General features: G+C 59.2%; 12 protein-coding genes and 10 pseudogenes. 9 read left to right on the top strand and 13 right to left on the bottom strand.

The window, feature by feature from the left end; genetic code table 11:
* Both AC0L28_RS32475 and ubiM read right to left on the bottom strand, forming a co-directional pair.
* Positions 1–329, bottom strand: a pseudogene (locus tag AC0L28_RS32475) (efflux RND transporter periplasmic adaptor subunit); the annotation flags it as partial.
* A gap of 1,269 nt (positions 330–1,598) precedes the next feature.
* Positions 1,599–2,777: pseudogene (gene ubiM / locus AC0L28_RS32480) on the bottom strand (5-demethoxyubiquinol-8 5-hydroxylase UbiM).
* A gap of 23 nt (positions 2,778–2,800) precedes the next feature.
* On the opposite strand from ubiM, the pseudogene AC0L28_RS32485 reads away from it, so the two are divergent.
* A pseudogene (locus AC0L28_RS32485) lies at positions 2,801–2,980 on the top strand (SIR2 family protein); the annotation flags it as partial.
* 1,050 nt (positions 2,981–4,030) lie between these two features.
* On the opposite strand, the gene AC0L28_RS32490 reads toward AC0L28_RS32485, so the two are convergent.
* The 3 genes from AC0L28_RS32490 to AC0L28_RS32500 all read right to left on the bottom strand — a co-directional run bounded on the left by AC0L28_RS32490 (position 4,031) and on the right by AC0L28_RS32500 (position 7,305).
* Positions 4,031–4,984 (bottom strand): GDP-L-fucose synthase family protein, encoded by a 954-nt coding sequence (locus tag AC0L28_RS32490; RefSeq protein ID WP_473482484.1) that lies wholly within the window; start codon positions 4,982–4,984, stop codon positions 4,031–4,033.
* A gap of 91 nt (positions 4,985–5,075) precedes the next feature.
* Positions 5,076–6,173 (bottom strand): GDP-mannose 4,6-dehydratase, encoded by a 1,098-nt coding sequence (gmd, locus tag AC0L28_RS32495; protein ID WP_473482486.1) that lies wholly within the window; start codon positions 6,171–6,173, stop codon positions 5,076–5,078.
* Between the two features lie 142 nt (positions 6,174–6,315).
* Entirely contained in the window at positions 6,316–7,305 is a 990-nt protein-coding gene (locus AC0L28_RS32500; protein WP_473482488.1) for a nodulation protein NodZ, read from the bottom strand.
* 475 nt (positions 7,306–7,780) lie between these two features.
* Here AC0L28_RS32500 and AC0L28_RS32505 point away from each other — a divergent pair.
* Both AC0L28_RS32505 and AC0L28_RS32510 read left to right on the top strand, forming a co-directional pair.
* Positions 7,781–8,520, top strand: a pseudogene (locus AC0L28_RS32505) (beta/alpha barrel domain-containing protein); the annotation flags it as partial.
* A pseudogene (locus AC0L28_RS32510) lies at positions 8,503–8,695 on the top strand (aminotransferase class III-fold pyridoxal phosphate-dependent enzyme); the annotation flags it as partial. The pseudogenes AC0L28_RS32505 and AC0L28_RS32510, both read left to right, overlap by 18 nt.
* A 238-nt stretch (positions 8,696–8,933) precedes the next feature.
* Here AC0L28_RS32510 and AC0L28_RS32515 read toward each other — a convergent pair.
* The 4 genes from AC0L28_RS32515 to AC0L28_RS32530 all read right to left on the bottom strand — a co-directional run bounded on the left by AC0L28_RS32515 (position 8,934) and on the right by AC0L28_RS32530 (position 12,555).
* Positions 8,934–9,524, bottom strand: coding sequence for a NodA family N-acyltransferase (locus tag AC0L28_RS32515; RefSeq protein ID WP_473482490.1), 591 nt, complete (start codon positions 9,522–9,524; stop codon positions 8,934–8,936).
* Between the two features lie 485 nt (positions 9,525–10,009).
* Positions 10,010–10,747, bottom strand: coding sequence for a 3-oxoacyl-[acyl-carrier-protein] reductase (gene fabG / locus AC0L28_RS32520; RefSeq protein WP_473482492.1), 738 nt, complete (start codon positions 10,745–10,747; stop codon positions 10,010–10,012).
* Between the two features lie 320 nt (positions 10,748–11,067).
* Positions 11,068–12,276, bottom strand: a complete 1,209-nt coding sequence (locus AC0L28_RS32525; protein WP_473482494.1) for a beta-ketoacyl-[acyl-carrier-protein] synthase family protein — start codon at positions 12,274–12,276, stop codon at positions 11,068–11,070.
* A complete protein-coding gene (locus AC0L28_RS32530) occupies positions 12,277–12,555 on the bottom strand; it encodes an acyl carrier protein (RefSeq protein WP_473482526.1) in 279 nt (92 codons plus the stop codon).
* Positions 12,556–13,496: 941 nt separating this feature from the next.
* Between AC0L28_RS32530 and AC0L28_RS32535 the strand changes: the two are divergent.
* The 3 genes and pseudogenes from AC0L28_RS32535 to AC0L28_RS32545 all read left to right on the top strand — a co-directional run.
* Positions 13,497–13,667: pseudogene (locus AC0L28_RS32535) on the top strand (chemotaxis protein CheB); the annotation flags it as partial.
* Positions 13,668–13,698: 31 nt separating this feature from the next.
* Positions 13,699–13,839 (top strand): annotated as a pseudogene (locus AC0L28_RS32540) (IS256 family transposase); the annotation flags it as partial.
* A 660-nt stretch (positions 13,840–14,499) separates the two neighbouring features.
* Positions 14,500–14,778 (top strand): HU family DNA-binding protein, encoded by a 279-nt coding sequence (locus AC0L28_RS32545; protein ID WP_473482496.1) that lies wholly within the window; start codon positions 14,500–14,502, stop codon positions 14,776–14,778.
* On the opposite strand, the pseudogene AC0L28_RS32550 reads toward AC0L28_RS32545, so the two are convergent.
* The 4 genes and pseudogenes from AC0L28_RS32550 to AC0L28_RS32565 form a co-directional block, all read right to left on the bottom strand.
* Positions 14,768–15,047: pseudogene (locus AC0L28_RS32550) on the bottom strand (hypothetical protein); the annotation flags it as partial. The gene AC0L28_RS32545 and the pseudogene AC0L28_RS32550 sit on opposite strands and share 11 nt — an antisense overlap.
* 34 nt (positions 15,048–15,081) lie before the next feature.
* A pseudogene (locus tag AC0L28_RS32555) lies at positions 15,082–15,287 on the bottom strand (CopG family transcriptional regulator).
* 937 nt (positions 15,288–16,224) lie between these two features.
* Positions 16,225–18,141, bottom strand: a complete 1,917-nt coding sequence (locus tag AC0L28_RS32560) for an acyltransferase family protein (protein WP_473482498.1) — start codon at positions 18,139–18,141, stop codon at positions 16,225–16,227.
* A 381-nt stretch (positions 18,142–18,522) separates the two neighbouring features.
* Positions 18,523–19,971 (bottom strand): efflux transporter outer membrane subunit, encoded by a 1,449-nt coding sequence (locus AC0L28_RS32565; protein WP_473482500.1) that lies wholly within the window; start codon positions 19,969–19,971, stop codon positions 18,523–18,525.
* Here AC0L28_RS32565 and AC0L28_RS32570 point away from each other — a divergent pair.
* The 3 genes and pseudogenes from AC0L28_RS32570 to AC0L28_RS32580 all read left to right on the top strand — a co-directional run.
* A pseudogene (locus tag AC0L28_RS32570) lies at positions 19,949–20,983 on the top strand (ISL3 family transposase); the annotation flags it as partial. The gene AC0L28_RS32565 and the pseudogene AC0L28_RS32570 overlap by 23 nt on opposite strands.
* Before the next feature lie 918 nt (positions 20,984–21,901).
* Entirely contained in the window at positions 21,902–22,969 is a 1,068-nt protein-coding gene (locus AC0L28_RS32575) for a cytochrome P450 family protein (RefSeq protein ID WP_473482502.1), read from the top strand.
* Between the two features lie 16 nt (positions 22,970–22,985).
* Positions 22,986–24,188: a cytochrome P450 gene (locus tag AC0L28_RS32580; RefSeq protein WP_473482504.1), complete on the top strand. Its 1,203-nt coding sequence runs from the start codon at positions 22,986–22,988 to the stop codon at positions 24,186–24,188.
* Positions 24,189–24,273 lie beyond the last annotated feature (85 nt).

Raw genomic sequence — 24,273 nt, forward strand, 5'->3', positions numbered from 1 at the left:
ACCGGCAGCTTGTCGATGATGCCGTCGACCCGGGTCGCCAGCACCGCGCGCTTGTCGGCTTCGGTCAGTCCGGAAATCCGGATGGCGCGCGCATAGGTACGCCTGGGCGGAGTTATGGTCGCGACGGTGCGCAAGTTCGCCTTGGGCTGTTCTGCCGCACTGGGCTTGGCCTTGCCGGCGTCAGCCGCCGTTGGCTGCTCGACCTCCCCCGCCTTGGGTTTGTCGGCGGCCGCGCTGCCGACGGACGAGAACTCGCCCGTCGCCATCCAGGCAGCGAACCCGACAAGCACAACAATGGCTGCAAGCTTGTGAAACCTGTACTTCGGCATCGTCGTTTTTTCCAGTGCGCGGGATTCGGCCGGCCGCGTCTTCTAACTCGGCGCGTTGCGCGCAAGGCCGTGTTCAACTTGCCGTGATCGGCGAACGAGCTTCTACATCAAAGTTGCACCTAATTCTGAAAGCGGGGCCGTTCGTGAGACCCGATGTCAAAACACCACCACGCTTCACCGTGTGGTTTGCCCACCTCGTGCGCTTCTGGGACCATTCAGCGAATGAGAGTCCGTTTGACGCGCGCATAGACACGGATGAGGAAGAACGTCCCGGCACCAATTTCCACTGTCTTCGGATCGTTGCCTTCTGTACTCCTATGGGCATAGGTGGTTGGTGCTCAGGCTTCTTCGTCGGGCGTGCCTGCAGGCCGAGGCACCTGATTTCGGTCACACCCCTAATAGGGTCGGCAGGATTGGCAAAATTGATTGTTCGGATGACAACCATCCACGCCCTAAACACATCGAAGGTGGAATTGGGCGTGGCTGGGTCCGCGCCTGTGTGGCGTTGGCCGACAAACGCTTGGCGGCGGTCGGGAATTCCGCACACACAGCGATTGACACGCTGACGATCCGCGACGGAAGAGGCTCGCGGCATTCAGCAGCCCCGTCTTCATCAAGCATGGAGCCCACCTTGTGCGTTGTCGATCTCGTAGACGCGATCGAGTTTGAGGAGTGGCCGGAGGAACGCCGCAGTCTGATCCATGAAACAGCCCTTCACCGGTGCTACCAAGCACAAGACGCCGCACGCCGATGGGCGTGGCCCGCGATGCCTTTGTCGGCTTCGCGGAGCGAGCCGGATTCCTGAAAGACTCCAGGCGGAAATGCGGTGGATCGCTGCTTCCAATTCGGGCGGTGGACAGGTGTAGGTTCGTTCGGCCGCCCACCTCGTGTGCCGGCTGCGCCGGATGCGGCTGACCATGGAGCGACAAGCGTGCAACCACGGAACCGGCTGGGCGCTGCGCGGGTCGAAAATCGCGGCGGTCCTCTCTCGTTCCAAGACAGAGCAATCCTGACCGATCGCTCCGTAGAGGGGCGGCCCTGCCATAATCAGCACCGAAAGCCGATTGACCGGCCCAGATACCTCGTCGTCCGCACCAGGAAAACGAACGCTTGAAAGAGCAGATCACGCTTCCGCCCATACAAGGGGAGGAAGGCGTCATGCTCTTCACTGGGATCGAGGATCCCGCGCAGCCGCGACCGCTCACATCGAACCAAACTCGCCAGCCTGCTACGCCGGCACGCCGATGATGACACTATGGTGACTGGGGTTCACCGCCTCAGCATGGCCGCAATGCCATGACGGACAAAGGGAAGATGTTGGCCGAAGCGCAGCCCCACATGTCTTGCAAGACGTGCCGCCGGATGCTCGCTTGAGTAGAGTCCGACGAGGATATTCGTAGCATGATAGAGCGGCGCCGCCGACAGGCGCAGTCGGCTTTCATATCTGCGGAGCATGTCGGGATCGGCAATGTCGCGACGGTCGCGCCATGCTGTCAGGATGCCACGGGCGAGTTGCCTCTGGCCGCCGAGGCCGATGTTGAAGCCATGCGCGGTCACCGGGTGCATGCCAATGGCAGCGTCGCCTATCAATGCGGCGCTCGGCGCCCGGAACCTGTGCGCCCAGGTGGTGACCAACGGATAGATATGGCGGCTGCTTGCCAAGCTCATGTTGCCGAGGCGCCCTCGACAGCGCTTCGTCAACTCCATCAGGAACAACTCGTCGTCGAGGGCAAGCAGTCCGTCGGCCTCGTTTGAAGGCAAAGTCAAAAGCAGCGACGACATGCCTCGCGCGAGGGGCAACATCGCTACCGTCTGATGATGATCGAACCATTCGATCGCGATCTGGTGGTGGGGGCGCTCGTGCCTCACCCGGCAAATCAGCATCGAGTTGCCAAGCCGATTGATATCGGCGCGGATGCCGAGCAGATTGCGGGTGGCGGACAAACGCGAATCGGCGGCAACGAGAAGCCGAGCGGTCAGCTGCCTGCCATTGGAGAGCGTTATGACTGCTCCCTGGTGACTGTTTGTTGCACGCACGACCGAGTGGCCGCACAGCAGCCGGACATGGCCCTGCAAGCGGATGATCCTGAACAGGGCATCGCGGATCCGGCAATTCGGGACCAGAACGCCAGTGGTTCCGCGGATCCGCCAGGGGAATCGAAACACAGCGCAAAAGGGCTCGATCCGTTGAGGACGCGTGCGCCTTGAAGCGGTGACTTGTCAGAGCCGCGGATAACATCCCAAGCGCCGAGCTCGCGAAGGATCCCATCGAGGCGTGGGTGAGCGCGATCTCGCGACCGTCGAAAGCCGGATTTTCCAGTCTTTCCAGGGACTGCCCTTCGACAACCGCCAGTTTGAGCTCGCTGTGGCAAGCGATGCGGCGAAGGAAAGTCCGACCGGCCCGGCGCCAACGACAATGATGTCGAAGCTGTCATCAAAGCCGGCCATCAGCGTGCCGCCAGCGCGTTGGCTATGCCCGACAGATCATGAAGCGCTCCCATGGCCCACATTTTGCGGCAATCGATACAGCAAAGCTGACCAAGAACGAGCGTCGCTTCCTTGCAGAAAGGGCAATCACGGTCATTGACATGCCGACGGGTCAAGCCGCAGCCCGTCTCGTCGGATTGGGCGAGACATTGCATGAGGCCTAACGGGCAATCGTTGAGCCATTCCCAGACGCCTCAACATTGCCGAAAAAGTAAAATGGGCATTGTCTTCCGGGTTATTCAACAACTCCGAGAGGCGCTGCTGTTTCGAGCCAGCGCTGGAAGAGCTGCGACGGTTATTCATTCGAGGCTTCAGCTGCTAGGACATTCGATGCTGCGGATAAACAGCGGCGACGGGCTCGAACCAGCCGAGCAGAGCATCGTCTGGCGCCGGAGTTGTCGCGGCGAGCGGTCGCAGCTGATCGGCTTCACTTGGCGGCAGAAGCTGTGCGCACGGCACGATGATAAGGGGTGGTTGGGGTCGATGCCAATCAAGCTAAGGCCAAGCGTGCTCACCGCATAGGCGGTCAGCTGCCACTGCCATCCCAGAGCGTCAGGATGCTCTGCGCGATAGCTTGGCGCGCTGCACACGCGAGCGATTTGTTCAGGGCGAGCCGGTTCATCAACGAGACCCGCTGCTGCAGGAGTTGTAAACGCCCGCACCATCGCGCCGCGAATCCGCGCTTGTGGCGCTATGACCTTGAGGCGAGTGAGTTCGGCGCTAACAACGCAGACTGAAGCAAGCCGATCAGCCCGGCCCATGCCGGAGAGCACGGCGACCAATGCCGTCAGCTACACCACCTAGGGAGGACACGATCCCGCCTGCGGCGCGAGTTGAAAAGCATACGTCCACGTCCGCCATTACCGCATGCACCGCCTTGGATAAGGCCTGCCCCGAGGCATGGCGGGGCCCCGGTTGGCGTTCGTATCGACGGCAGGTTCCTAAGCAGCGACTCCCGTGAGGTCGAGCAGTTCTAACTGGCGGCTTGAGTCGACGGCGCTCACGCACAGCCGTTCCAGGTGCAGCCCGTTATGCGGCCCTGGCCCTTCCCATTGGCCTGGGCAAGCTTTTGGGTGGTCCTCAGCACCGCCGGTCGCAGAGAGGTCCGGTTTGCACCGTTAGCACATGTATGCGTCCCTCTCTTCTGTTTGGCCTGACTGAACAAACTTGCACCCGGTCGGACACGCAGTCCAACCAGGATGCGCGCGTCCACATCAAGCCCCATGAAGGCGAAGAAAATCCTCATACGTCGCTTGCAACCCGGCACCAAGAGACGTTTTGGCCTTCCAGCCAAGCTTACGCAAGCGCGTTACGTCCAGTAACTTGCGCGGAGTACCGTCTGGCTTCGTCGTGTCGAATACCAGATTGCCCTCCCAGCAGACCGCTGCCTTGACGAGTTCCGCCACCTCGCGAATTGTGACATCCTCGCCAACGCCAACATTAATCAGGGGCGCAGTGTCGGGGGCAGTCAAGGCGTCAAAATCCGAATCTGGCAGGCCAAGCAGGAACGCAATGGCATCGCCTACATCCGACGAATACATAAACTCTCGCCGAGGGTTTCCGGATCCCCAGACCCCCACCGAGGAGTCGCCGTTTATTTTAGCTTGATGAAAACGGCGTATCAGAGCAGGCAGAACGTGGCATTTTTCGGGGTGATAATTATCGCCGGGACCATATAAGCTGGTCGGCATCAACGCGAGATAGCGCGTCTGGTACTGCCGGTTAAAAGACCAGCATGATTCGACTCCTGCGATTTTTGCCAAAGCGAAGGGACGATTCGTCGCTTCAAGCGGACCGGTGAGAAGGTATTCCTCCCGTATCGGCTGCGGACAGTCGCGTGGATAGATACATGAGGAGCCAAGAAAAATCATCCGTTCGACGCCTGAAGCGTAAGCGGCATCAAAAACACTGAGTTGGATCGCGAGGTTGTTATGAAGGAAATCGACAGGAGAGCTAGCGTTCGCCAGTATACCACCAACCTTTGCGGCGCACATGATGACGTAATCGGGCCGCCGCGACATGAAGAACCTGCGCGTCTCGGTCCGGTCAAATAGATCCAGTTGGTCGTGAGTACGTGTTATTATCTCATACGATCCTAACGCCTCGAGGGCACTCATTGTGGCGGATCCAACAAGGCCGCTATGGCCTGCCACATAGACTTTCTTCATCTTTTTGTTTCCCTTGTGATAACGCTATGGACGCTCCTTAAGAAGGCCACCCTAACGCTGACAACAAGCCAGCATGGCGCCGCCGTTGTCATCATAACTCTCGTGGACTGTATGAATAATAACCCTGCGTCATCAGCACTGCGTCACGCTCTGCCATGCGCAAATCTTCCCGAACCATCTCCCTAACCAATTCAATGAAGGAGATTTTTGGCTCCCATCCAAGTTTTTCTTTGGCCTTGCGGGCATCGCCGAGAAGTGTCTCGACTTCTGCAGGACGAAAATAACGGGGATCTACTTTTACGATCAAAGCTCCCGTCTTTGCATCGTATCCCTCTTCGTCGACCCCTTCCCCAACCCAACGAACACCAATGCCGAGTTCAGCGGCCGCGACGGTGACAAATTCGCGCACCGAATGTTGCTCACCGCTAGCGATCACAAAGTCTTCAGCTTGCTCCTGCTGCAGCATCAACCACTGCATCTGGACGTAGTCTCGAGCGTGCCCCCAATCGCGAAGAGCATTAAGGTTGCCCAAGAATAGATTCGGCTGCATTCCAAGCTTAATCCGAGCCAGGGCGCGCGTGATTTTTCGCGTTACAAATGTTTCTCCGCGCGCGGGTGACTCATGATTAAATAAAATGCCGTTACATGCGTACAAATTGTAAGCTTCTCGATAATTTACGGTGATCCAGTGAGCATACAATTTGGCAACAGCGTAGGGTGATCGGGGGTAGAACGGTGTCGTCTCGGTCTGTGGCGTTTCCCGCACCAGCCCGTAGAGCTCAGACGTCGAGGCTTGGTAGTAGCGCGTATGCTCGACGAGCCCCAGGATCCGAATTGCCTCGAGGATACGCAGCGCACCCAACGCGTCCGAGTTCGCGGTGTATTCTGGTTGTTCAAAGGAGACTGCAACGTGGCTCTGAGCTGCCAGATTGTAAATTTCGTCCGGCTGAACCAGTTGGATGACGCGCGTAAGGCTGGACGAGTCTGTCAAGTCCCCGTGGTGAAGTGTAAGATCAACGCCACTTTCATGAGGATCATGATAGAGATGGTCTATACGGCCCGTATTGAAAAGAGACGATCGTCTTTTTATCCCATGCACAGAATAGCCCTTTTCCAGCAGCAATTCTGCGAGGTAGGAACCGTCTTGCCCCGTGACCCCGGTGATTAAAGCGACTTTTCTCTTTGACAAGCTTGAATCCTTTTGATTTTGACGCGCCGAAGAAAATGCTCGCCTGCGGCGGGATTGCGTGGCGAGAAAGGGGCGCATTGGGCAGGGCGAACGGGGCCTCTGCGCGAAGGCAAGGGAGAGTTCGAGCGGGATGCCAACCCCTTCATGGGGTCGGGGAACGGTCGAAAGAGTTATCAATCAAGATCAAACGACGCGGGTCCTTCAGATCGAATTCGACAATTCGTGGCACGAAGAGGCGGGCATAGCGGGAGAAGGCGCTAGTCGGAGGAAACCGAATTACAGTGTCGCATCTACCAAGGAGATACATCTCAACGAGAGCGGAAAAACCCCCGTCAATGCCCAGTGCTGCACTGTTTAAGGGGCCGGCCTGATCCGCTTGGAAGCGTTTTGGGACGGTGAAAAGTTCGGGAAATACGCCCGACAAGTGATCAACAACCTGGGCGCTGTCTGTACACAAGAACACCCTTACAGGCCTTGGATGCGGTTGCGCTTTGGCCATGCGAATGGCAGTGCATACCTGCTCTAAGGCAACCTTTGGATCAGCCCAGTAAGGTGCGTGATCCATAATATCTCCGCCGTTGCCGTGGCGGACATGGACCCCAATTATGCTGTGCCCGGCAAAGTGTTCCTGGTAGAGCGCTTCAATCCGATCCTCAATTTCGACCCTCGGTCTGATGCTCCGAAATATCGTTCGCTCGGCTTGCTCATCGCAGCGCCACATCAAGCAAGCATCACACACTACCGTGTTGGCTTCACAATCATCTTGGGCCTGGAAAAGATCGTTAAGCTCGTCACGTTCTTGGAAAATCTGTTCATCCGGACGGTACACGCAGTCGATGGATGGCTTGTTCCACCACGACGGGAAGAAGGGACCGGGGAATGAGACGTGGTTGATCTCGTCATCGCAAATGACCCGTACACCACCGATCTCTTCAATTGGCTTGAAGAAAGCCGGAAAGGCATTCGCAAACGGGTTGTCGAGGTAACAAGAGCCGCGCCAATCTATTGCTAAAGCCCGTCCCGTCCGATGTGCGTAGTCCCATGCCGACGCGAGAGACCACAGGCAATCACCGAGACCCTCGCGCCGTCGAGAAACAACGAACCGATCCATCCTTGAGCCATCAACAAGCATCTAAATTGCCTCTTTCCAAAACAACCACAAACCTCAGCTTTGCTGCTGCCTTTGAGGCAAGCGCCTGCGCAATTCGGGGAGCTTGTCGTGCTGCGCCGATGCGATGTAGCTTGCGTCGATCGCGGAAGTGCCTGGCCGCGATGGACGCGCGCCTAGGCTGGTATTCGGCGCACACCAGAAAATGCTCTTTGGAGCCAACGCAGACATCAACGACTTTCCCGAAAGGCTTACATCTTTGAATTCGTTCTATGCAACGTGCCGCAACATTCGTAAAATCGTCTGTTTCGATGAAACGCATCCACGTGATGGATGGCTAGTGACATGGGTTCCAGGGCGTTGACCTGAACCCTCTGAACCCTCTCGTTGTGCGTCACTGCTAATCCCAGCGGAACCTTACGGCGGCAGCACGCAGCATGACCCAAGTCAGCCGGCCATGAGCGCGACTGCAACGACGACATCCGACGGAGCCGTTGACATGACTTCACTTGCACACTTCCTCAGATCATCATCCCTGCTGGAAGACCTGGGCAGAGCCGGCGATATCACGAGCGATGCAATTATTGCCGCCGATGCAAAGCCACGCTTTCGCTTAACGCGCGCCAAGCGGGCGTGGGTGCGGGCTCGACCTGTGGCGTTTTCTTTCTTGCTCGTCGATCCAGCAATCGATGTGCAAATCCGGCGGCCGGACGGCAGCGATGTCGAGCAGGTCAAACCATTGCGATGGTAAACGGGCCGGCGCGAAGCCTGCTGAGCGGACCGCGCTCAATTTTCTGTGCCGTCTGAGCGGCATTGCTACGGCTACGGCCGCGTTGTTTGTCGAAGCGATACGCGGTCAGGCGCCAATCACCCGCTTCGCGCTCGACGACGCGGTGCTCAAGGACAACCACATCGCCATTGCCGGCGACATCCGCACCGCAATCGAGCGGGCGCCTAGCGCCATAGGTCACATGGTCAAGATCGAGGTAGAGGTGGACAGGCTGGACCAGTTGGAGATAGCGCTTACAGTGGGAGTCGACGGCATGCTCCTCGACAACATGTCGGTCGAGGAGCTTGCGCAGGCTGTGCCTATGTCGGGCGCAGCGCGATCACCGAGGCCTTGGGCTTGAGTAACGCGGGCGAGCGCCCGGCAATTGCGGCGACCGGCGTGGACCGCATATCGGTGGCTGGCTTACCCGCAGCGCGCCCATTCTCGACATCGGTCTCGTGCTCGGCGCCGGCGGCATGCTGATGTACCCGGCCTGGGTTCTGACCGAATTGAAGAAGATCACTGAGGCCTTCGGCACGCTCCTGATCGCCGACGAAGTGATGACCGGTTGGGGAGCGCACCGGAACCATGTTCGCCTGCGAACAGGCGAACATCTCTCCAGATATCCTGTGCACCTCGAAGGGCTCGATTTTGGGATAGCCGATGTCTTGTCGATTTCAGGGTGACGGCGATTCAGGTCCGGAACGTCCGTGCGCGCGGAAACTCGGGCTCGGATCGATTTAGATGCGCAGATTTTGCATGTTAATTCAGCCTTGATCATCCACAGCTAACTTGAATGGGATCGCGTATTCAGTCCGAGTAGCTCGGCAAAAACCCGCCGCTCTGGTGCCCTCAGCGCGATCACCCGGCACTTCAAGATGTTTCATAGCTCCGGACCGTTCCTAACGATCAGGGTGCCGGATGGCCACTCGCTCATCGAGCGTCCAATCGGCACAACGACGACGAGCACGTCCTCGACGCGCGTGGGCGGCAGGTCGAGATACACATCTGCGAGAGTGGACTGCACGCGAACGCCCGACACAATCGCCGCCAGGCCGTCTCTGCAGAACCTCTCCATATGGTTCCGCATCGCGTGCCGAACGGTGCCGAAAGCGAATGGAACTCCAAGCTGCCGCAATATTGGATATAAAACGCGCATTGAATGACCGATCCCTTGTCCCTCAAGATCCGCACGCACCCCGTACAACCCCAAGTCGGCCACCATGAGATCGACCTCGTCAACCTTGATGAAGCGGCGTAGTATGCCGATATGAGCCGCTACGCCGTGCGCGTCGTAGCTGATTGCGCGGAGCTCCGGCCTCGCACCGGCCCAGCTACGGCCGCCTTCGAATGGCTCTGAGTTGAAGGTCCCAGTCGGTCCGTAGGTCTTTCGGAAAAACTCGGAAAGTTCGACATGGTCGGCCTGTTGCAAGTCACTTTCCCAGCACAACCTCCACCGCACGTCAGAGCACATGGAAAAACCTCATCTTTGTTGCTGTTTTGTTGGGGAAGCGCCTAGCAGGGGGAACGCTTGTCGCATCGAGCCGGCTCGATGTAGCTTGTGCAGGTCGCCGAAGAAACTAGCCGCAATGAACATGCGACTCCGCTGTGTTGCGAGCACACCGGAAGGCGTACACCAGGAAAATGCTGCTCGGAGCCAATACAAACATCGATAGTTACCTTTGGCTTACATCTTTGAAATCTTGCTATGCGACGTTCTGCGGAATTGGCAAAATCGTTTGTTTCGATGAATGCATTCCACGCGATGGATAAGAAAGACATGCGTTTCAAAGAGCTTGATCTAAACCTCCGCCCAAGGCGGCCTTGATCACGAGGCTTCGACCCGGCCAGTTGCCCGACCGACCCACTCGTCAGTTGCCAGACCAACCGACTGCTATCTGGGTGGGAAACTTCCTTCACTGTTGATACGCGTCATCGGGGCGCACTGAACTTTTCACGCTAAATCATTGCCATACCGCCGTTCACATGAACGGTCTGGCCGGTGATGTAGGCGGCCTCGTTCGAGGCCAGGTAGACCACAGCTGAGGCGACTTCCACGCCGGTGCCCATGCGCCTGGCCGGAATGGCGGCCATGATCGCTTCTTTTTGCTTGTCGTTCAGCTTGTCGGTCATGGCCGATTCGATAAAGCCCGGCGCCACGCAGTTCACAGTCACGCCGCGTGTCGCGATCTCCTGCGCCAGCGATTTCGACACGCCGATCATGCCAGCCTTTGAGGCGCAATAGTTCGCCTGGCCGGGATTGCCGGTTACACCGGACACGGACGTGATGTTGATGATGCGGCCGTTGCGGCGGCGCATCATCGGATGGGTCAGTTCGCGGGTGAGCCGGAACATGGCGGTCAGGTTGACCTCGAGGACCGCGTCCCAGTCCGCGTCCGACATGCGGACAAAAAGCCCGTCCTTGGTGATGCCGGCATTGTTGACCAGTATGTCGACGCCTTCGAGTTCGGCTTCCGCCTTTGCGCCCAGAGCCTTGACCTCGTCGCGGTTCGAGAGGTTCGCCGGAAACAGTTTTGTCCGCCCGCCAAGTTCGGCAGCCAACGCCTCGAGCTTTTCGACACGCGTGCCGTGCAGGCCGACGGTTGCGCCCTGCGCGTGCAGCGCCCGCGCCACGGCCTCGCCGATTCCACCGCTTGCTCCGGTGACGAGCGCCTTGCGGCCAGTCAGATCGAACATTGTTATCGATTCCCTTTCTGAGGACCGGCTTCGCATGGAAGCGGCCACTGGCGGCCCTGCGTGCCTCCAGACATTGTCGGGTAAAGCTTTGGACAAACCTCGAGCCGAACCGAAGGGCCTCGCTTAACCTTCCGGGTAGCGGTACGTCCACGCCGCTTCAACAGTTGAGAATTTTGCAAAAACGGGGCCCCGGTTCGTCGAGCTTCCGCTGCCACTTGGCGCATTCACCGAGCCGGTCCAAGGCCACATCCTTCACAATCGTGATCCGGCAAGCATTTGAATACGAGAGATAGAGTTACGGGAGGCACCTCGCATGGCTTCTACACCTTCTTGAACGCCAGAACTGCGTTCATGCCGCCCATGGCGAAGGCGTTGCTCAGTGCCACGCGCACCTTGCGCTCGCGCGCCACATTGGGCGTGACGTCGAGATCGCAATCGGGGTCTGGCTCGCGATAATTGGCGGTCGGCGGCACGACGCCCTCCTGCATCGCCATCACGCAGGCGATCATTTCAAGTGCGCTCGCCGCGCCGAGGCAATGCGCGTGCATGGACTTGGTGGACGAGACAGACATCGAATAGGCATAGTCTCCGAAGACGCGCTTGATCGCCGCCGTCTCGGTTCGGTCGTTGGCCTTGGTGCCGGTGCCGTGGGCGTTGAGGTAATCCACGTCCTCGGCATTCAGCCCGGCGTCGGCAAGGCAAGCGCGCATCGCGGCCTCCGGCCCCTCGATGGACGGCGCGACGATGTGGAAGGCATCACCGGAAAGGCCGATGCCTCCAATCTCGGCAAGCATTGTGGCACCGCGCGCCGCGGCATGCTCATAGCTTTCCAGCACGGCCATGCCCGCACCCTCACCTATCACCACTCCCTTCCTGTCGGCGGAGAAGGGCCGGCAAGTATCCGGAGCGAGGGCGCGCATTGCTTCCCATGCCTTCAGCTGACCGCATACGAGTGGCGCTTCGGCGCCTCCGGCAAGCATCACGTCGGCCCGGCCGAGCCTGATCTGATCCGCCGCCGAAGCGATCGCATGGTTGGCTGATGCGCATGCAGACGCGATGGCAAAGACCGGGCCGCGCAGGCCGAGGCTCATGCTGACCTGGCTGGCAGCGGCGCTCGGCAATCCCTTTGGTGCAGCATAGAGGCCAGTACGCTTCGCGCCGTCCAAATAGAGGGCGCGGTAGGTTTCTTCGACCGTTCCCCAGCCCCAGCCGCAGACGCCCACTGTCGCGCCGATGCGATACGGATTTCCCTCGTCGCAGGAAAGTCTGGCGTGTTGCACGGCTTCGCGCGCTGCAAGCACAGCGAGCAAGCTGAGGCGATCCATGGAGACGAGCTGGTTGCGGCCGATGTCGTGCTTGGGCAGCTCGTTGATCTCGGTACCGACAGTGCCCTTCATCTCATGAAGCTCGGAAGTGACCATCGGGCGGATGGCGGAGCGGCCTTCGCGCATCTCTTTCCAGATAGAGGCGGCGTTGTTGCCTAGGCCGCAAAGCCCGCCCATCCCAGTAATGACGACTCGCCTGTCCAATCAGACCTCCTTCGCGAGCAAACCGCGGACGGCTTCCACCATGTCGCCGACATCTTTGAGATTCGACCAGGCGTCGGCCGAGTTCATGTCGATCTTGATGTCGTAGGCCTGCTCCACATCCCAGAGGAGATCCGCCAAACCCAGCGAATCGACGCCGAGCGAGGTCAGTTCCGTGGCAGTCGTTATTTCGCCGATGGTGGACACACTTCCCTCGCCGCTTTCCAATTCGACGCGCTTCTTGATCGTGGCAATGATTTCCGTTGCAAGTTGATCAGCCATTCTGTTCCTTTCCATAGCAATGCCTTTTGACGTGGGTGCGGCGCCATACCTCTGCCAGTCACGTCGCGAAAATCGTCCCTGACCAGGCTTGTGCCACTCACCAACAACAGTCGGATTATAGAAACCGGATGAGTTCCGGTTGGTCTGAGGCGTTGGCATCCAACTGCAACTCATTTTCCCGGGGCAACTTCCATCGCACGTCTGAGCTCATGGAAAGATTTTCTCATTTCGGGCTCTTTTTCGCAGTCGTCACACGATAAGGGTAGCGGGTGATCAGGGCGTGTGAGGTGCTGTCGTCAATGCGAGATTCCGGAGGATTGATAAAATCGTTTGTTTCGATGAGACGCATCCACGCTGTGGATAGAGATACATTTCAATGATCCGGTAAGCCTCTGGTTCGGCAGATAATGCTACAGGAGGTATCCCGCATGGCCACTCCACGCAAAAGCTCGGCACGTCTCGAGCGCTGCTAGATGCTCAGCGCCTCACACTCGCTCTCTACGGTGCGACGAAGCGCGCTGGCGGTCGCGGAAGGCACAAAGGTTACCAATCCGCAGGGTGGATTCATCCTGTGGCTCGAGCTTCCGAACACCATCGATTCGCTCGACTCTTTCAGGGCTGCATCGCGGCGGCGGCATCGGCGGTATGGGCGGTATGGGTTTCTAAGGTCTGCGCCTCTCACCAATCTCAAAGGGCGGCAGCAATGCCGCCCCCTTTTTTGGAACGGAGCCGGTCGGAAAAGGTTTGGGGCTCGCGTGAAGTTGGAACCGAGGCCCGCCACCGCCGACACATTTGCGGAAAGCGAGACAACACGTCAGGAACGACCCCGGCTGCTGCGCTGATCAAGCAGAGAAAATTTGCAGGCCGCCATCGCAAGCAGGGCGCTGGTAATGAAAAATCTACCCTGAACATGTCTTAAAGCCGTGCGTGGGTAGCCATCGGTGTCGGGGAGCCAAGGTTTGGACAATGTTCGTGAATTGCTTCCCCTCGTGCCGACCGGGCTCCCCGCGATCTTCCTCATTGTGCTACACCGGCCGCGTGACCGCGTCAGTTTCCTAAGAGATGTTCTTGCGCGCGGCTCGAACATGCCGGTGAGTGTGGCAGTTGATAGAGGCCGCTACGGTATAGGCGCACTGCTATGTACCCAACCCGCAGAGCTGTCTGCGGCTGGTTCGGGCACTGGCGGTGGGGTTCCACGAGAACTGGCTCGAGGCGACCCGCTACCTCAACATGGATCATCTGCGCGAGCACAAGAAGGAGAACTTGAGAGCACTGGCCGCCTGAGACGCGGCCCGCCATGTCCGCCGCTCCGCTAAACACGGGGGCTGCGCGGCGGACACGCCAACGTCACCGCTGAATGCCACGCCATTTTTGCAGAACTTGACGCACACAACTTAGGAGAACCTGATCCACACCTGTCGCTCTGCTGTATGGGCCGATCACAAGGATCCCAACGGACCTTCTCTTCAACTCCGTGGCGGCCTACGCGAAATCTATCCGGCTATTACACCACGGATCGAGAGCGCTGGCGGCGATGGGTGAAAGCTTGCGGATTACGATCACCGAAAATGGTTCGGCTGAGCGCGGCATGCCATTCAATGCTGCTCACTTCAACTGGGTTGATTGACGTGATGGGCAAATGCCGGCGTCATTGCTGACGAGATCGTCAGACGAGTGACACAGTAAGACCCGAAGCAGGCACGTTGGAGGGAATCTTGGCCGTGGCGGTCTCTGCGGTGATCGGGTCGGGAGCCAGTCCGGCCCGACTGGTCTTTAGCCCGACCCAGTCTGCCAAGCTTCCAAAAACCTTTTCGACGTAGGAACTCAGGCCGACAGCCCAGCTTCCGGGGATTTTTATTTTAACGCGTTGCGCCGCGCGCGGACTACCACCTCGGTGTGTTGTGTGCAAACAGTGGCAGGTAACAAAATAAAGGAGCATATTCCATGACGACGGCAAATGAGATCGCAGAAAAGATTGCAGCCGACAACGGCCTGACGAAGATGCAGGCCAAGAGCATCGTCGACAACGTGTTCAAAGCGATCTCCGATGCGGCGGCGAGCGGTGCCGAGACGAGCCTGCCCGGTTTCGGCAAGTTCAAGGTGAAGGAAACGCCAGAACGCGAGGGCCGCAACCCGTCCACGGGCGCGACGATCAAGATCTCCGCCTCGAAGAAGCTGTCCTTCACGCCGGCTAAAGCCATCAAGGACGCGCTCAACGCCTGATCCTGTACCGGGATGGTGCCCTGATAGATAGGGTCCAGCCGTGGTACGCAGTGGGGATCAGGTGCAATGCAGACTTCCCGCCCTTCACGGCCGCCGCCGACAGCTTGCGGCCAGCTTGAAAGTTGGCCGCAGCGCGCCTTGGCGAGCGTGAGAAGATACGTATCCGTGACCTGTGTCGACGTCAGGATTTTCGCTGCATCGATGTCGCCGGAGCCGACCAGGCTCACATCGTCGGGCCAGAAGCTGTGCCCGTGCAATGCCCGCAACTTTGTGCGATCAGGACATTGACATCGAGCAGGAACGTCAAGGCAGTTCGTCTCGCAAGGCATTTACCGCGTCAAGCGTGACAGGAGGTGCATCCGGCCGAGGCGACAGGAGAGGAATCCCGTTGCGCCGCCGGCTTGAGGCCGGCGCGGCGAGCGCCGGGCGAGATTGGTGATGACCTCGCCAAGGCTGCGATCCTGCTGCCGGGCGATGGCCTCGGCCGCGACCAGGACGTCGTCATCGATAGCCTCATATCGCGCTAACCGTTAATGCGCCACCTGAACGGCGCTATTGACCGCTTGCCGTGCATCATGCCAACGACACGATTTACGGGCTTGCCGCTATTTCTACGCTTCCAACCTGAAGCGTGTCTGGCGTGTGGCGCCACCTCGTTGACGGGCAGCCCCAACACGTCGGCGACATATCCGAGCGCTAGCATATCACCCTCCATTCGATTGCATCTAATTTGAATCCGAACTTCGATATTTTCAAATTAAATGCCAATCCTGGTCTAAACGACTGCATTCTCCAGTTAACTGTCAAGAGATATATAATTGATCAAAGACATTTTCTGATTGAGTGAGTACATATTATATTATTGTATTAATAGTATGTAGCAAAGATATAAATCGTCATAATTATTTATGAATTGATTATTAAAAAGTATGCAAAGCAGGTAACCACTTTCTGATTCTTATCCTGACAATGGAATGGGACAACAGAAGCAGGCGCGATCTCATCTGCGTGGCATGAGACGATGGGCGAGAGATGATGACACTGAAGGAGCCGGGGGAGCTTACGGTGTCAATTTCTACGTCTGCGCCTATGTCTGATGACAGAGGTTTCCATGTTCTTGAGGCGGCTCCGAACCGGCTGGACCGACGATGACGTCGGCACCGTCGACATGATCCGGCAGACCGGCAAGTCCAAGAGCTGCATATGGGGTTGGCAGAGCGCCCCAATTCCTCAATGCGGGTAACAATCCGCTGCATTGCGGCCGGATCTCCGGAACGGATCGGCTCATCATCAGCGCCGTGCGGGAACGCGTTCCGCTTGGCAGCCTTGCGGGCCGTCGCCTCGTGCGCTTTCAGGTCGGCGCGGCGGGCGTCCGAAATCCTCATGCGCTTTTCATTGCGAGCCACGCGAAAGTGCTCGCGGTTCACTCCGCCTAAAAAATTCGCTCTAACGAGCAGCCCTGATCAGCCTCTCAGCAAGTCTTGTCTTTCGAGCGATGATTTCTGATCCTTCATAGGAAAGATGGCCGCTGTCCCGGTAGAGGAATTTGCCATCGATCTCGGTTCTGCATTTTGTGTCGTCGCAGAGAAAGTCGTGGTAAGAGACAACCTCTACGTCAGCTTTCACAGCCACATGGTTCAAGAGCTCAAGAGTGCGGGATCGCATCCGGCGGTAATCGGTGACATAAATTTCACAATCACTGTGCCGCCCGAGCATAAGATTTCCCCTCACCTTTCGCTCAAGGCAATCGCCGATATCGAAGCCTGCGACTGGCGGGGGAGCAACTACGACCACTCGCCTGCCCAAAGCGCGAACGGCGTCGACGAGGGACTTGATACCCTCAACGGCTCCATCTACCGAAGTTTCAACTTCCGTGAATGTCCCGTCACGCCTCTTAAGCAGCATGAAGTCTTTTGAATCAGGGGCGTCAAATGGGCTCGAAATGACAACGGTCCTTATCCCCGGCCGATTTTTCAGGATACCCAAAACACTGTCATTGAAGCGAATACAGTCCTCGGCGAAGGAGGGAGACGCTGCGCGCTTGGAGAAGGCAGCAACGCCGATGGCGGGGAAGCACCCGCTCATTGTGAGCTGAGCCAGGCCGGCCTCTCCGATCGTTTTGGCCAAGCCGGGAACCAGTGCCATGGCAAATGAATCGCCCCAAACCAGCAATTCGGGCCTGCCCGTCGTCTGACAGGCCTCGGGAATGCCCTGGGGAGGCGATCCAGATGTGAGATCACATGCCCTTCCCAGGCCGTAATTGATCGGTCGGCTCTCGGAAAAGCCAACCCTACTTTCGGCTGCGCCAATGTCGACTGACCGTGCGAAGCCGAGAAGAACCGTTGCGGCAACGAGTCCTGAGGCCATCCGTCCACGAGATGCGACGAATCCCTGCCGGAACGGCTTTTCCACGAGCCGGTGAAGAACTAAGCTGGCTACAACTGAGAAGGCAACTGCCGCATAGATCGCAAGCGCGGGAGGCTCTGCCAGCCAAGCAGCCCGCACATATACAAGCACCGGCCAATGGACCAGATAGAGCGAGTACGAGATATCCCCGATCCTTGCCATGCTTCGTACCGCCACATTATCCCTGCTGGGCGACAGCAGGAGGATCAGGGTTGCCAAGCAAACCAAAGCGGCATCCACGATCGGGTTCTGCGAACTAAGTCCAATGGGAATAAGGAGGATAAGCACGAGCGCCGGGAGGCGCAGCGCCGCAAACTTGGCCGCCACGCGAGCGCTTGCGGGAAGCAATGCCCCGAGCGAACCAATCGCTATTTCCCAAAAGCGGGTCGGCAAAAGATAAAATGCAGCGTATGGGTGACGAATGGCCACGTATAGACACAGTGCCAGGCTGGCAATCAGGAGCAAACTAACCGCTGTGAGCCGCCATCTCTTGGGAGCCAAGGCCAAGAAAGCAGGAAGCAGCAGATAACACTGTTCTTCGACAGCGAGCGACCAGAAATGCAGGAGAGGCTTCGTTTCGGCGGATTCGCCGAAATAGTCCGCCTGAGACCAGAGAACGATGTTGCCGGTGAATGTGAGCGCCCCGAGGACCTGACTTCGGAAGTCCCGCAGGCCCACATCCGACAGGAAAAAGGGTGCAGCGACCGTCGTGAGCGCAATGACCACATAGGCCGCGGGCAACAGGCGCTTCGCACGACGATAATAGAATTCCCAATAGCTGAACCGTGACTGCTCAAGCTGGGTCGCGATGAGGCCGGTGATCAGAAAGCCCGAAATTACGAAGAAAATATCAACGCCGAGATAACCAAACGGCGCGATTTGGGTATGATAAAGGACAACCAGCAGGACAGATAGACCCCGCAAGGCCTGGACATCGGCTCGAAAGTCTCGCGGCATAGAAGACCTGATGAAATTCCCGGTTTAATTGGATGAACTGAGGCCTCGCACCAACGATGTGAAAATGGTGCCCTTCTAGAATCATCCGCTGGATCGAATCCGGCCGATCTGCCGCACTCGCCCATAATATAACTAAGAAAGTTGCCGGCAGCAGGTGTCGGCGTACTTGCTTCGGTCAATTGCTGTTCTTCTAATGGAGCATGCCCGCTAATTCGTAAAATCGATTATTTGAATGCCATACATCAAGGCTGTGGATCTGTTGCACACGCTCTGACGGCATTCGGCGAGGTTGCCGACTGCTTGCCGTCACCGTAAGTTTTTGCCCTCCCACAAAACGTCGAGCCAAAGGCGCCCGCCACGCGCGTTCGCCATAAGGCTTCATCACGCTGCATCTGGCTTCCAGTTCGAATGCACGGCTTTGAAGTAGGCGCGGTAGTTGCGCGCCGCGACACTGGCGTCGCCGATCTGCCGTCGCGTACTGTCGATCCGCACGAGTGCGGTCTCGACTTCGGCGACCGCGTCCAGCACACCTGATTTGTAGGCGGCCACCGCCACCTTATATGCGGCTGCCGCGCTGCCCACTGCCGCCCGGCGCGAGCCACCGTCAAAAAGCGGGATCGAGACGGCCGGGCCGAAGGACCAGGGCAGAGAGGTTCCCATCAGCGATGAACTGTCGATCTTGACCGAGCCGCCGAGGCTGAGGCTCGGATAGAGATCGGCTTTTGCCGCGCCGATCTCGGCGAGCGATGCAGCGACCTCGAGTTCAAGGGCGTCGATGTCGGGGCGCTGCCGTAAGGCGTCGGCAGGCACGTCGGACAGCTTGAGGGTCCTTGGCGTGGGTAACCCGTGCTTGCCCATCGCCAGAATATCGCGGACGTGAGGCTCGTCACCGCCGATAAGGCGGGCGAGAGATTTGACGAGAACCTCGCACTCGGCACGCTGCGCGGTCCGTGTCGAGGCCGAGGTAGCAGCACTCGCCCGCCCTAGCGCAAGGTCGGCGCTCGACGTAAGGCCAGAGGTTGTGGCCATTTCCATTGCCCGGATCGTCTTGCGCTGCGAGGCGAGTTCGGTGGTATAAACTTGCTCCAGCTGCCGGCAGGCACGGTATTGCACATAATAGTCCGCCACCTCGGCCGCGAGCGAGACGCGCGCATCGTGCCAATCGGCGATCCGTTTGTGGACCCGAAGCCGCGCTGCCTCGCTCTTACGCCGTGTCTTGCCGAACAGATCGATTCCCCAAGAAGCGTCGAGGCTGCCGCTCACCGTCGTAACGGCAGCAACTTGGTTGGCTTTGTTGCCGCGGGCGAGCGATCCCGAGCCGCCAAGCCCCGGAAAAAGGCTCGCCTGCGTAGATGCCAGCGTGGCGCGCCCCCTCTCGATCTCTGCAACGGCGGACTCGAGACTGGGGCTTTCCGCCTGCGCAGATGCAATGAGGGCCGTCAGCGATGGATCGGAAAACGTGGACCACCAGGACACGAGATCGCCGGTCCGGCCGCCATGCGGAAAGGTCGCGTGCCAGGCATTCGCGATCTTCAAATCAGGTTCCTGAACGCTGGCGACGGTCGTGCAGCCTGACACGATCAGGCACGCTCCAAGACCGCCCATACCGACAATCCTGCGATAGGCCGCCTTCATCGCGGCCTTCGATTGGCAGGCATTACGGCCCGGCGCGAAACAGCCAGCAAGAAAGGCCATCATGGTAATGGCCATTAGTCGATGCATGTCTACCGCCTTGTTCCGGGCCGCCACCCAGCGGAAACATCTAGGTCTCCACCGGCAGCACCGCGTATGGCGATCGTTCTTCGCAATCGCTCCTGGTGTCGCGCTCACTGATGATCACAGTTGGGTTGTTTTCGCTGCCGGACCAGCGATCGGCATTTGCCCGATTGCGGCCGGCGAAGCCGAAGTCGGCATGGCTGGTCCAACCGCAGCCTTCAGGATCTGCCGGTCCAGGGCAAGCCCGTGACGGTGAAGCTCCTGCTGAGCCGCTGGCGATGTGCACATCAGAAATGTGAGCGACAAACGTTCACTGATCGACTCCCGACGGTTGCTTCCCCTTATGCGCGCAGGACGACGAGGGTCGTGGAGATTGTCGGCTTGCTCGGCCATAGCACGGGTGGACGTCCTGGCGAACGCCTCATGCAACGGCTCGGCATGCCGGTCAGTGACGACACCATCCTGCGGCAACTGAAGCGGGATGCCGCGGTTACTCACCGCGCCTCCGAGATTCGGGTGGTTGGCATCGATGACTGGAGCTGGCGGCGAGCGACGCGATACGGCACTATCATGGTTGATCTCGAGCGTCAGTCGGTCGTCGACATTCTCGATGATCGGAGTGTCGATAGCGCAGCCAGGTGGCTGCGGATCATCCCTCCGTCGAGGTCGTCAGCCGAGACCGCTGCGGCCTGTATACGCAGGCCGTCCGTGAAGGCGCACCGCAGGCTCACCAGGTGGCCGACCGGTTTCATCTGGTCCAGAATCTTCGTACGGCAATCGAGGAACAGATCAGCCTTAGTGGACGTGCTTCAGGAAGATCCATCCTGTCCGAGGACGCTATTGTCGACGCTGCGACACATCGCCGGCGCGCGCGTCTCGCGCATAGGCAGTCTCGCCAGGAGATATTCGAGATGCTCCACGCCTTACGCCAGGAGGGTCTATCCTACAGCGCGATCGCCCGACGGACCGGCTATGAGCGTCGCAGCGTAGCGAAGTGGCTCAAGTTCAAGGCTCCGCCAGATAGGCGGCGAGCAGCATTGAACCCCACATCACCATGGTACTTTGAAACGTTCCTTGCCCAATGCTGGAAGGAAGGGACCGCTGCGGACGGCATCTTTTTTCTGATTGAGTGAGAGACAACTCCATATCGTCTCAATAATTTGAAACAAAGATATAAACTGTCAATTTATGGACGGATTATTTCAAACGCATGAAAAGCAAGTAACCCTTTCTGATTCTGATCCTGACAATGGAATGCGACAACAGAAGCAGGCGCGATCTCATCTGCGTGACATGACACGATAGGCGAGAGATGATGACACTGAAGGAGCCGGGGGAGCTTACGGTGTCAATTTCTCTCTCTGCGCCAATGTCTGATGACAGAAGTCTCCATGTTCTTGAGGTGGCTCCGAACCGGCTGGATCGACGATGGACGTCGGCACCGTCGACATGATCCGGCAGACCGGCAAGTCCAAGAGCTGGATATGGCGTTGGCAGAGCGCTTCGCCGCCGAAGGCTTCAAGGGCTGTTGCGACAAGACGCGGCCCTCGCGTATTGCGGCTCTCGGGCCCGAAGCCCTGCCGAGCGCGGTTCTGATACGCCGTGAGAGGAATTGGATGATGGGCCAGAATTGTGAAATATATTGCGGCATTATGTAATTTTTGAAATCTCAGCAACAAATAAAGTTAACATTCTTTTCACTTGAATTTTGGGGCTTGTTATTCAATTAAATAGGGCGCCCGAACCCAGCAAGATCAAGCGGGTTAGTCGAAATCCAATTTTTCTGGTGCTTGTTGAGGGATGAGACGCTACGCATTTGCGCGAAGCTGCAACTGATTTTGTAGCTGTATTACATAATGGTTCTTTATGGAGTTGTTTGCATGCGCGTAGAAAACGATCATTGCGATGTGATCGGCGTGTCGGTCGCTCCCACGCAACTTAATAGTCTGTCTGCTGCGATTCTGCAGCAGGGGGGATGGCGCGAGTGTCGCTGCCAGGCAATGTGGTGACCTGGGCGGCAGGCCGTCACCAGACGCTCAGGCGGATGTTTTCCGACCAGCGTTTCAACAGGGACTGGCGACAGTGGCGGGCGCTGCAGGACGGCGAGATTCCCGAGGATCATCCGCTGATCGGGATGTGCAAAGTGGACAACATGGTCACGGCGCATGGCGCCGATCACCGGCGCTTGCGCGGCCTGCTGTCCAGGAGCTTCGCGCCCAGTCGTATCGCCTTGCTGGCGCCACGGATCGAACAATGCGTCGATCGACTCCTGGCCGAGATGGCGCAGCGCGGCGGCAGTGCCGATCTGATGTGCGAGTTCGCCGTTCCGCTGCCCACCAACGTGATCGCCGAACTGTTCGGTTTGCCGGACGAACAGCGCGAGGAGATCGTCGCGCTCACCTACAGCCGGGCCAACACCTCCGCCACAGCCGCAGAGGTGCGACAGACGCGGCAGCGCATCCCGGAGTTCTTCCGTCGCCTGATCGCGCTTAAGCGAGGCCAGCTCGGCGACGATCTGGCTTCGGCCCTGATCGTCGCGCGCGACAACGGCGAGCTCGTTTCCGACAGCGAGCTCATCGACATGCTGTTCATGGTGCTCTCTGCGGGCTTCGTGACCACCACCGGCGTCATCGGCAATGGCGTGCTGGCATTGCTGACGCATCCGCAGCAACTGCACCTGGTGCGCAGCGGCCAAGTTCCGTGGTCACAGGCGATCGAGGAGATCCTGCGCTGGGGCAGCGCAGTGGCCAATCTGCCGTTCCGCTATGCCACCCAGGACGTGGAGATCGACGGATGCATGGTCCGCCGCGGCGACGCCGTCCTGATGGCGTTCCATGCGGCGAACCGGGACGAAAAGGCCTTCGGTCCCGGCGCCGACAGGTTCGATGTCACCAGGCGGCACAACCCGCACCTGTCGTTCGGCGAGGGGCCGCATTCCTGCCTGGGCGCTGAGCTGGCGCGTCTGGAATTGCGCTGCGCCTTCCCCGCGCTGTTCGGGCGGCTGGAGGATCTGGCGCTGAGCATCGCCGCGGAGGACGTCGTCTACATGCCGTCTTACGTCATTCGCTGCCCGCAGCGCCTGCCGGTCACCTTCCGCCCGACCATCGCTTAGAGAGTGAAGTGCCACCATGTCCGAACAACCCTTGCCGACGCTGCCGATGTGGCGCGTCGATCACATCGAGCCCTCGCCCGAGATGTTGGCGCTATGCGCCAATGGTCCGATCCACCGCGTGCGGTTCCCGTCCGGGCACGAAGGCTGGTGGGTGACAGGCTACGACGAGGCCAAGGCGGTGCTGTCCGACGCGGCATTCCGGCCCGCGGGAATGCCGCCGGCGGCATTCACCCCGGATTCGGTGATTCTCGGTTCGCCGGGGTGGCTGGTCTCGCACGAGGGGGGCGAGCATGCCCGGTTACGCACGATCGTGGCGCCAGCCTTCAGCAACCGCAGGGTGAAGCTGCTCGCGCAGCAGGTCGAGGCGATCGCCGCGCAGTTGTTCGAGACGCTGGCGGCCCAGCCCCAGCCCGCCGACCTGCGGCGCCACCTTTCCTTTCCGCTTCCAGCCATGGTCATCAGCGCGCTGATGGGCGTGCTCTACGAGGATCACGCCTTTTTCGCCGGGCTGTCCGACGAGGTGATGACGCACCAGCATGAAAGCGGCCCGCGCACCGCGTCGCGCCTGGCCTGGGAAGAACTGCGCGCCTACATTCGCGGCAAGATGCGGGCCAAGCGCCAGGATCCGGGCGACAACCTGCTGACGGATCTGCTCGCAGCGGTCGACCAAGGCAAGGCAACCGAGGAAGAGGCGATCGGCCTGGCGGCGGGCATACTGGTGGCGGGGCACGAGAGCACTGTCGCGCAGATCGAATTCGGCCTGCTGGCCATGTTCCGCCATCCGCAACAGCGCGAACGCCTGGTCGGCGAACCGTCCCTAGTGGACAAGGCGGTGGAGGAAATCCTGCGCATGTACCCGCCGGGCGCGGGCTGGGACGGCATCATGCGCTATCCGAGGACCGACGTGACCATCGCGGGCGTACATATTCCCGCGGAGAGCAAGGTGCTGGTCGGCCTGCCGGCGACGTCGTTCGATCCGCGCCATTTCGACGACCCGGAAATCTTCGACATCGGACGCGACGAAAACCCGCACCTGGCGTTCTCCTACGGGCCGCATAACTGTATCGGCGCGGCGCTGGCCAGGCTGGAACTCAAGGTGGTGTTCGGTTCGATCTTCCAGCGCTTTCCCGCGCTACGCCTAGCCGTGTCGCCCGAAGAACTGAAGTTGCGCAAGGAGATCATCACTGGCGGGTTCGAGGAGCTCCCGGTGCTCTGGTGACGCGCGGACGCCGCCGGGATCGGGATCTTCTCCGCAATTTGCCGGCGCGCCTGGGTGCGCACCGGTCAGATCAGCCAGCCAACAG

The sequence above is a fragment of the Mesorhizobium sp. WSM4847 genome, from assembly GCF_055811335.1.

Bases quoted from the DNA above. Each gene is read 5' to 3' on its own strand.
- fabG (WP_473482492.1), bottom strand. From the start codon at position 10,747: ATGTTCGATCTGACTGGCCGCAAGGCGCTCGTCACCGGAGCAAGCGGT.
- AC0L28_RS32530 (WP_473482526.1), bottom strand. From the start codon at position 12,555: ATGGCTGATCAACTTGCAACGGAAATCATTGCCACGATCAAGAAGCGC.
- AC0L28_RS32515 (WP_473482490.1), bottom strand. From the start codon at position 9,524: ATGTGCTCTGACGTGCGGTGGAGGTTGTGCTGGGAAAGTGACTTGCAA.
- AC0L28_RS32560 (WP_473482498.1), bottom strand. From the start codon at position 18,141: ATGCCGCGAGACTTTCGAGCCGATGTCCAGGCCTTGCGGGGTCTATCT.
- AC0L28_RS32575 (WP_473482502.1), top strand. From the start codon at position 21,902: ATGTTTTCCGACCAGCGTTTCAACAGGGACTGGCGACAGTGGCGGGCG.
- AC0L28_RS32490 (WP_473482484.1), bottom strand. From the start codon at position 4,984: ATGAAGAAAGTCTATGTGGCAGGCCATAGCGGCCTTGTTGGATCCGCC.
- AC0L28_RS32500 (WP_473482488.1), bottom strand. From the start codon at position 7,305: ATGCTTGTTGATGGCTCAAGGATGGATCGGTTCGTTGTTTCTCGACGG.
- AC0L28_RS32545 (WP_473482496.1), top strand. From the start codon at position 14,500: ATGACGACGGCAAATGAGATCGCAGAAAAGATTGCAGCCGACAACGGC.
- AC0L28_RS32580 (WP_473482504.1), top strand. From the start codon at position 22,986: ATGTCCGAACAACCCTTGCCGACGCTGCCGATGTGGCGCGTCGATCAC.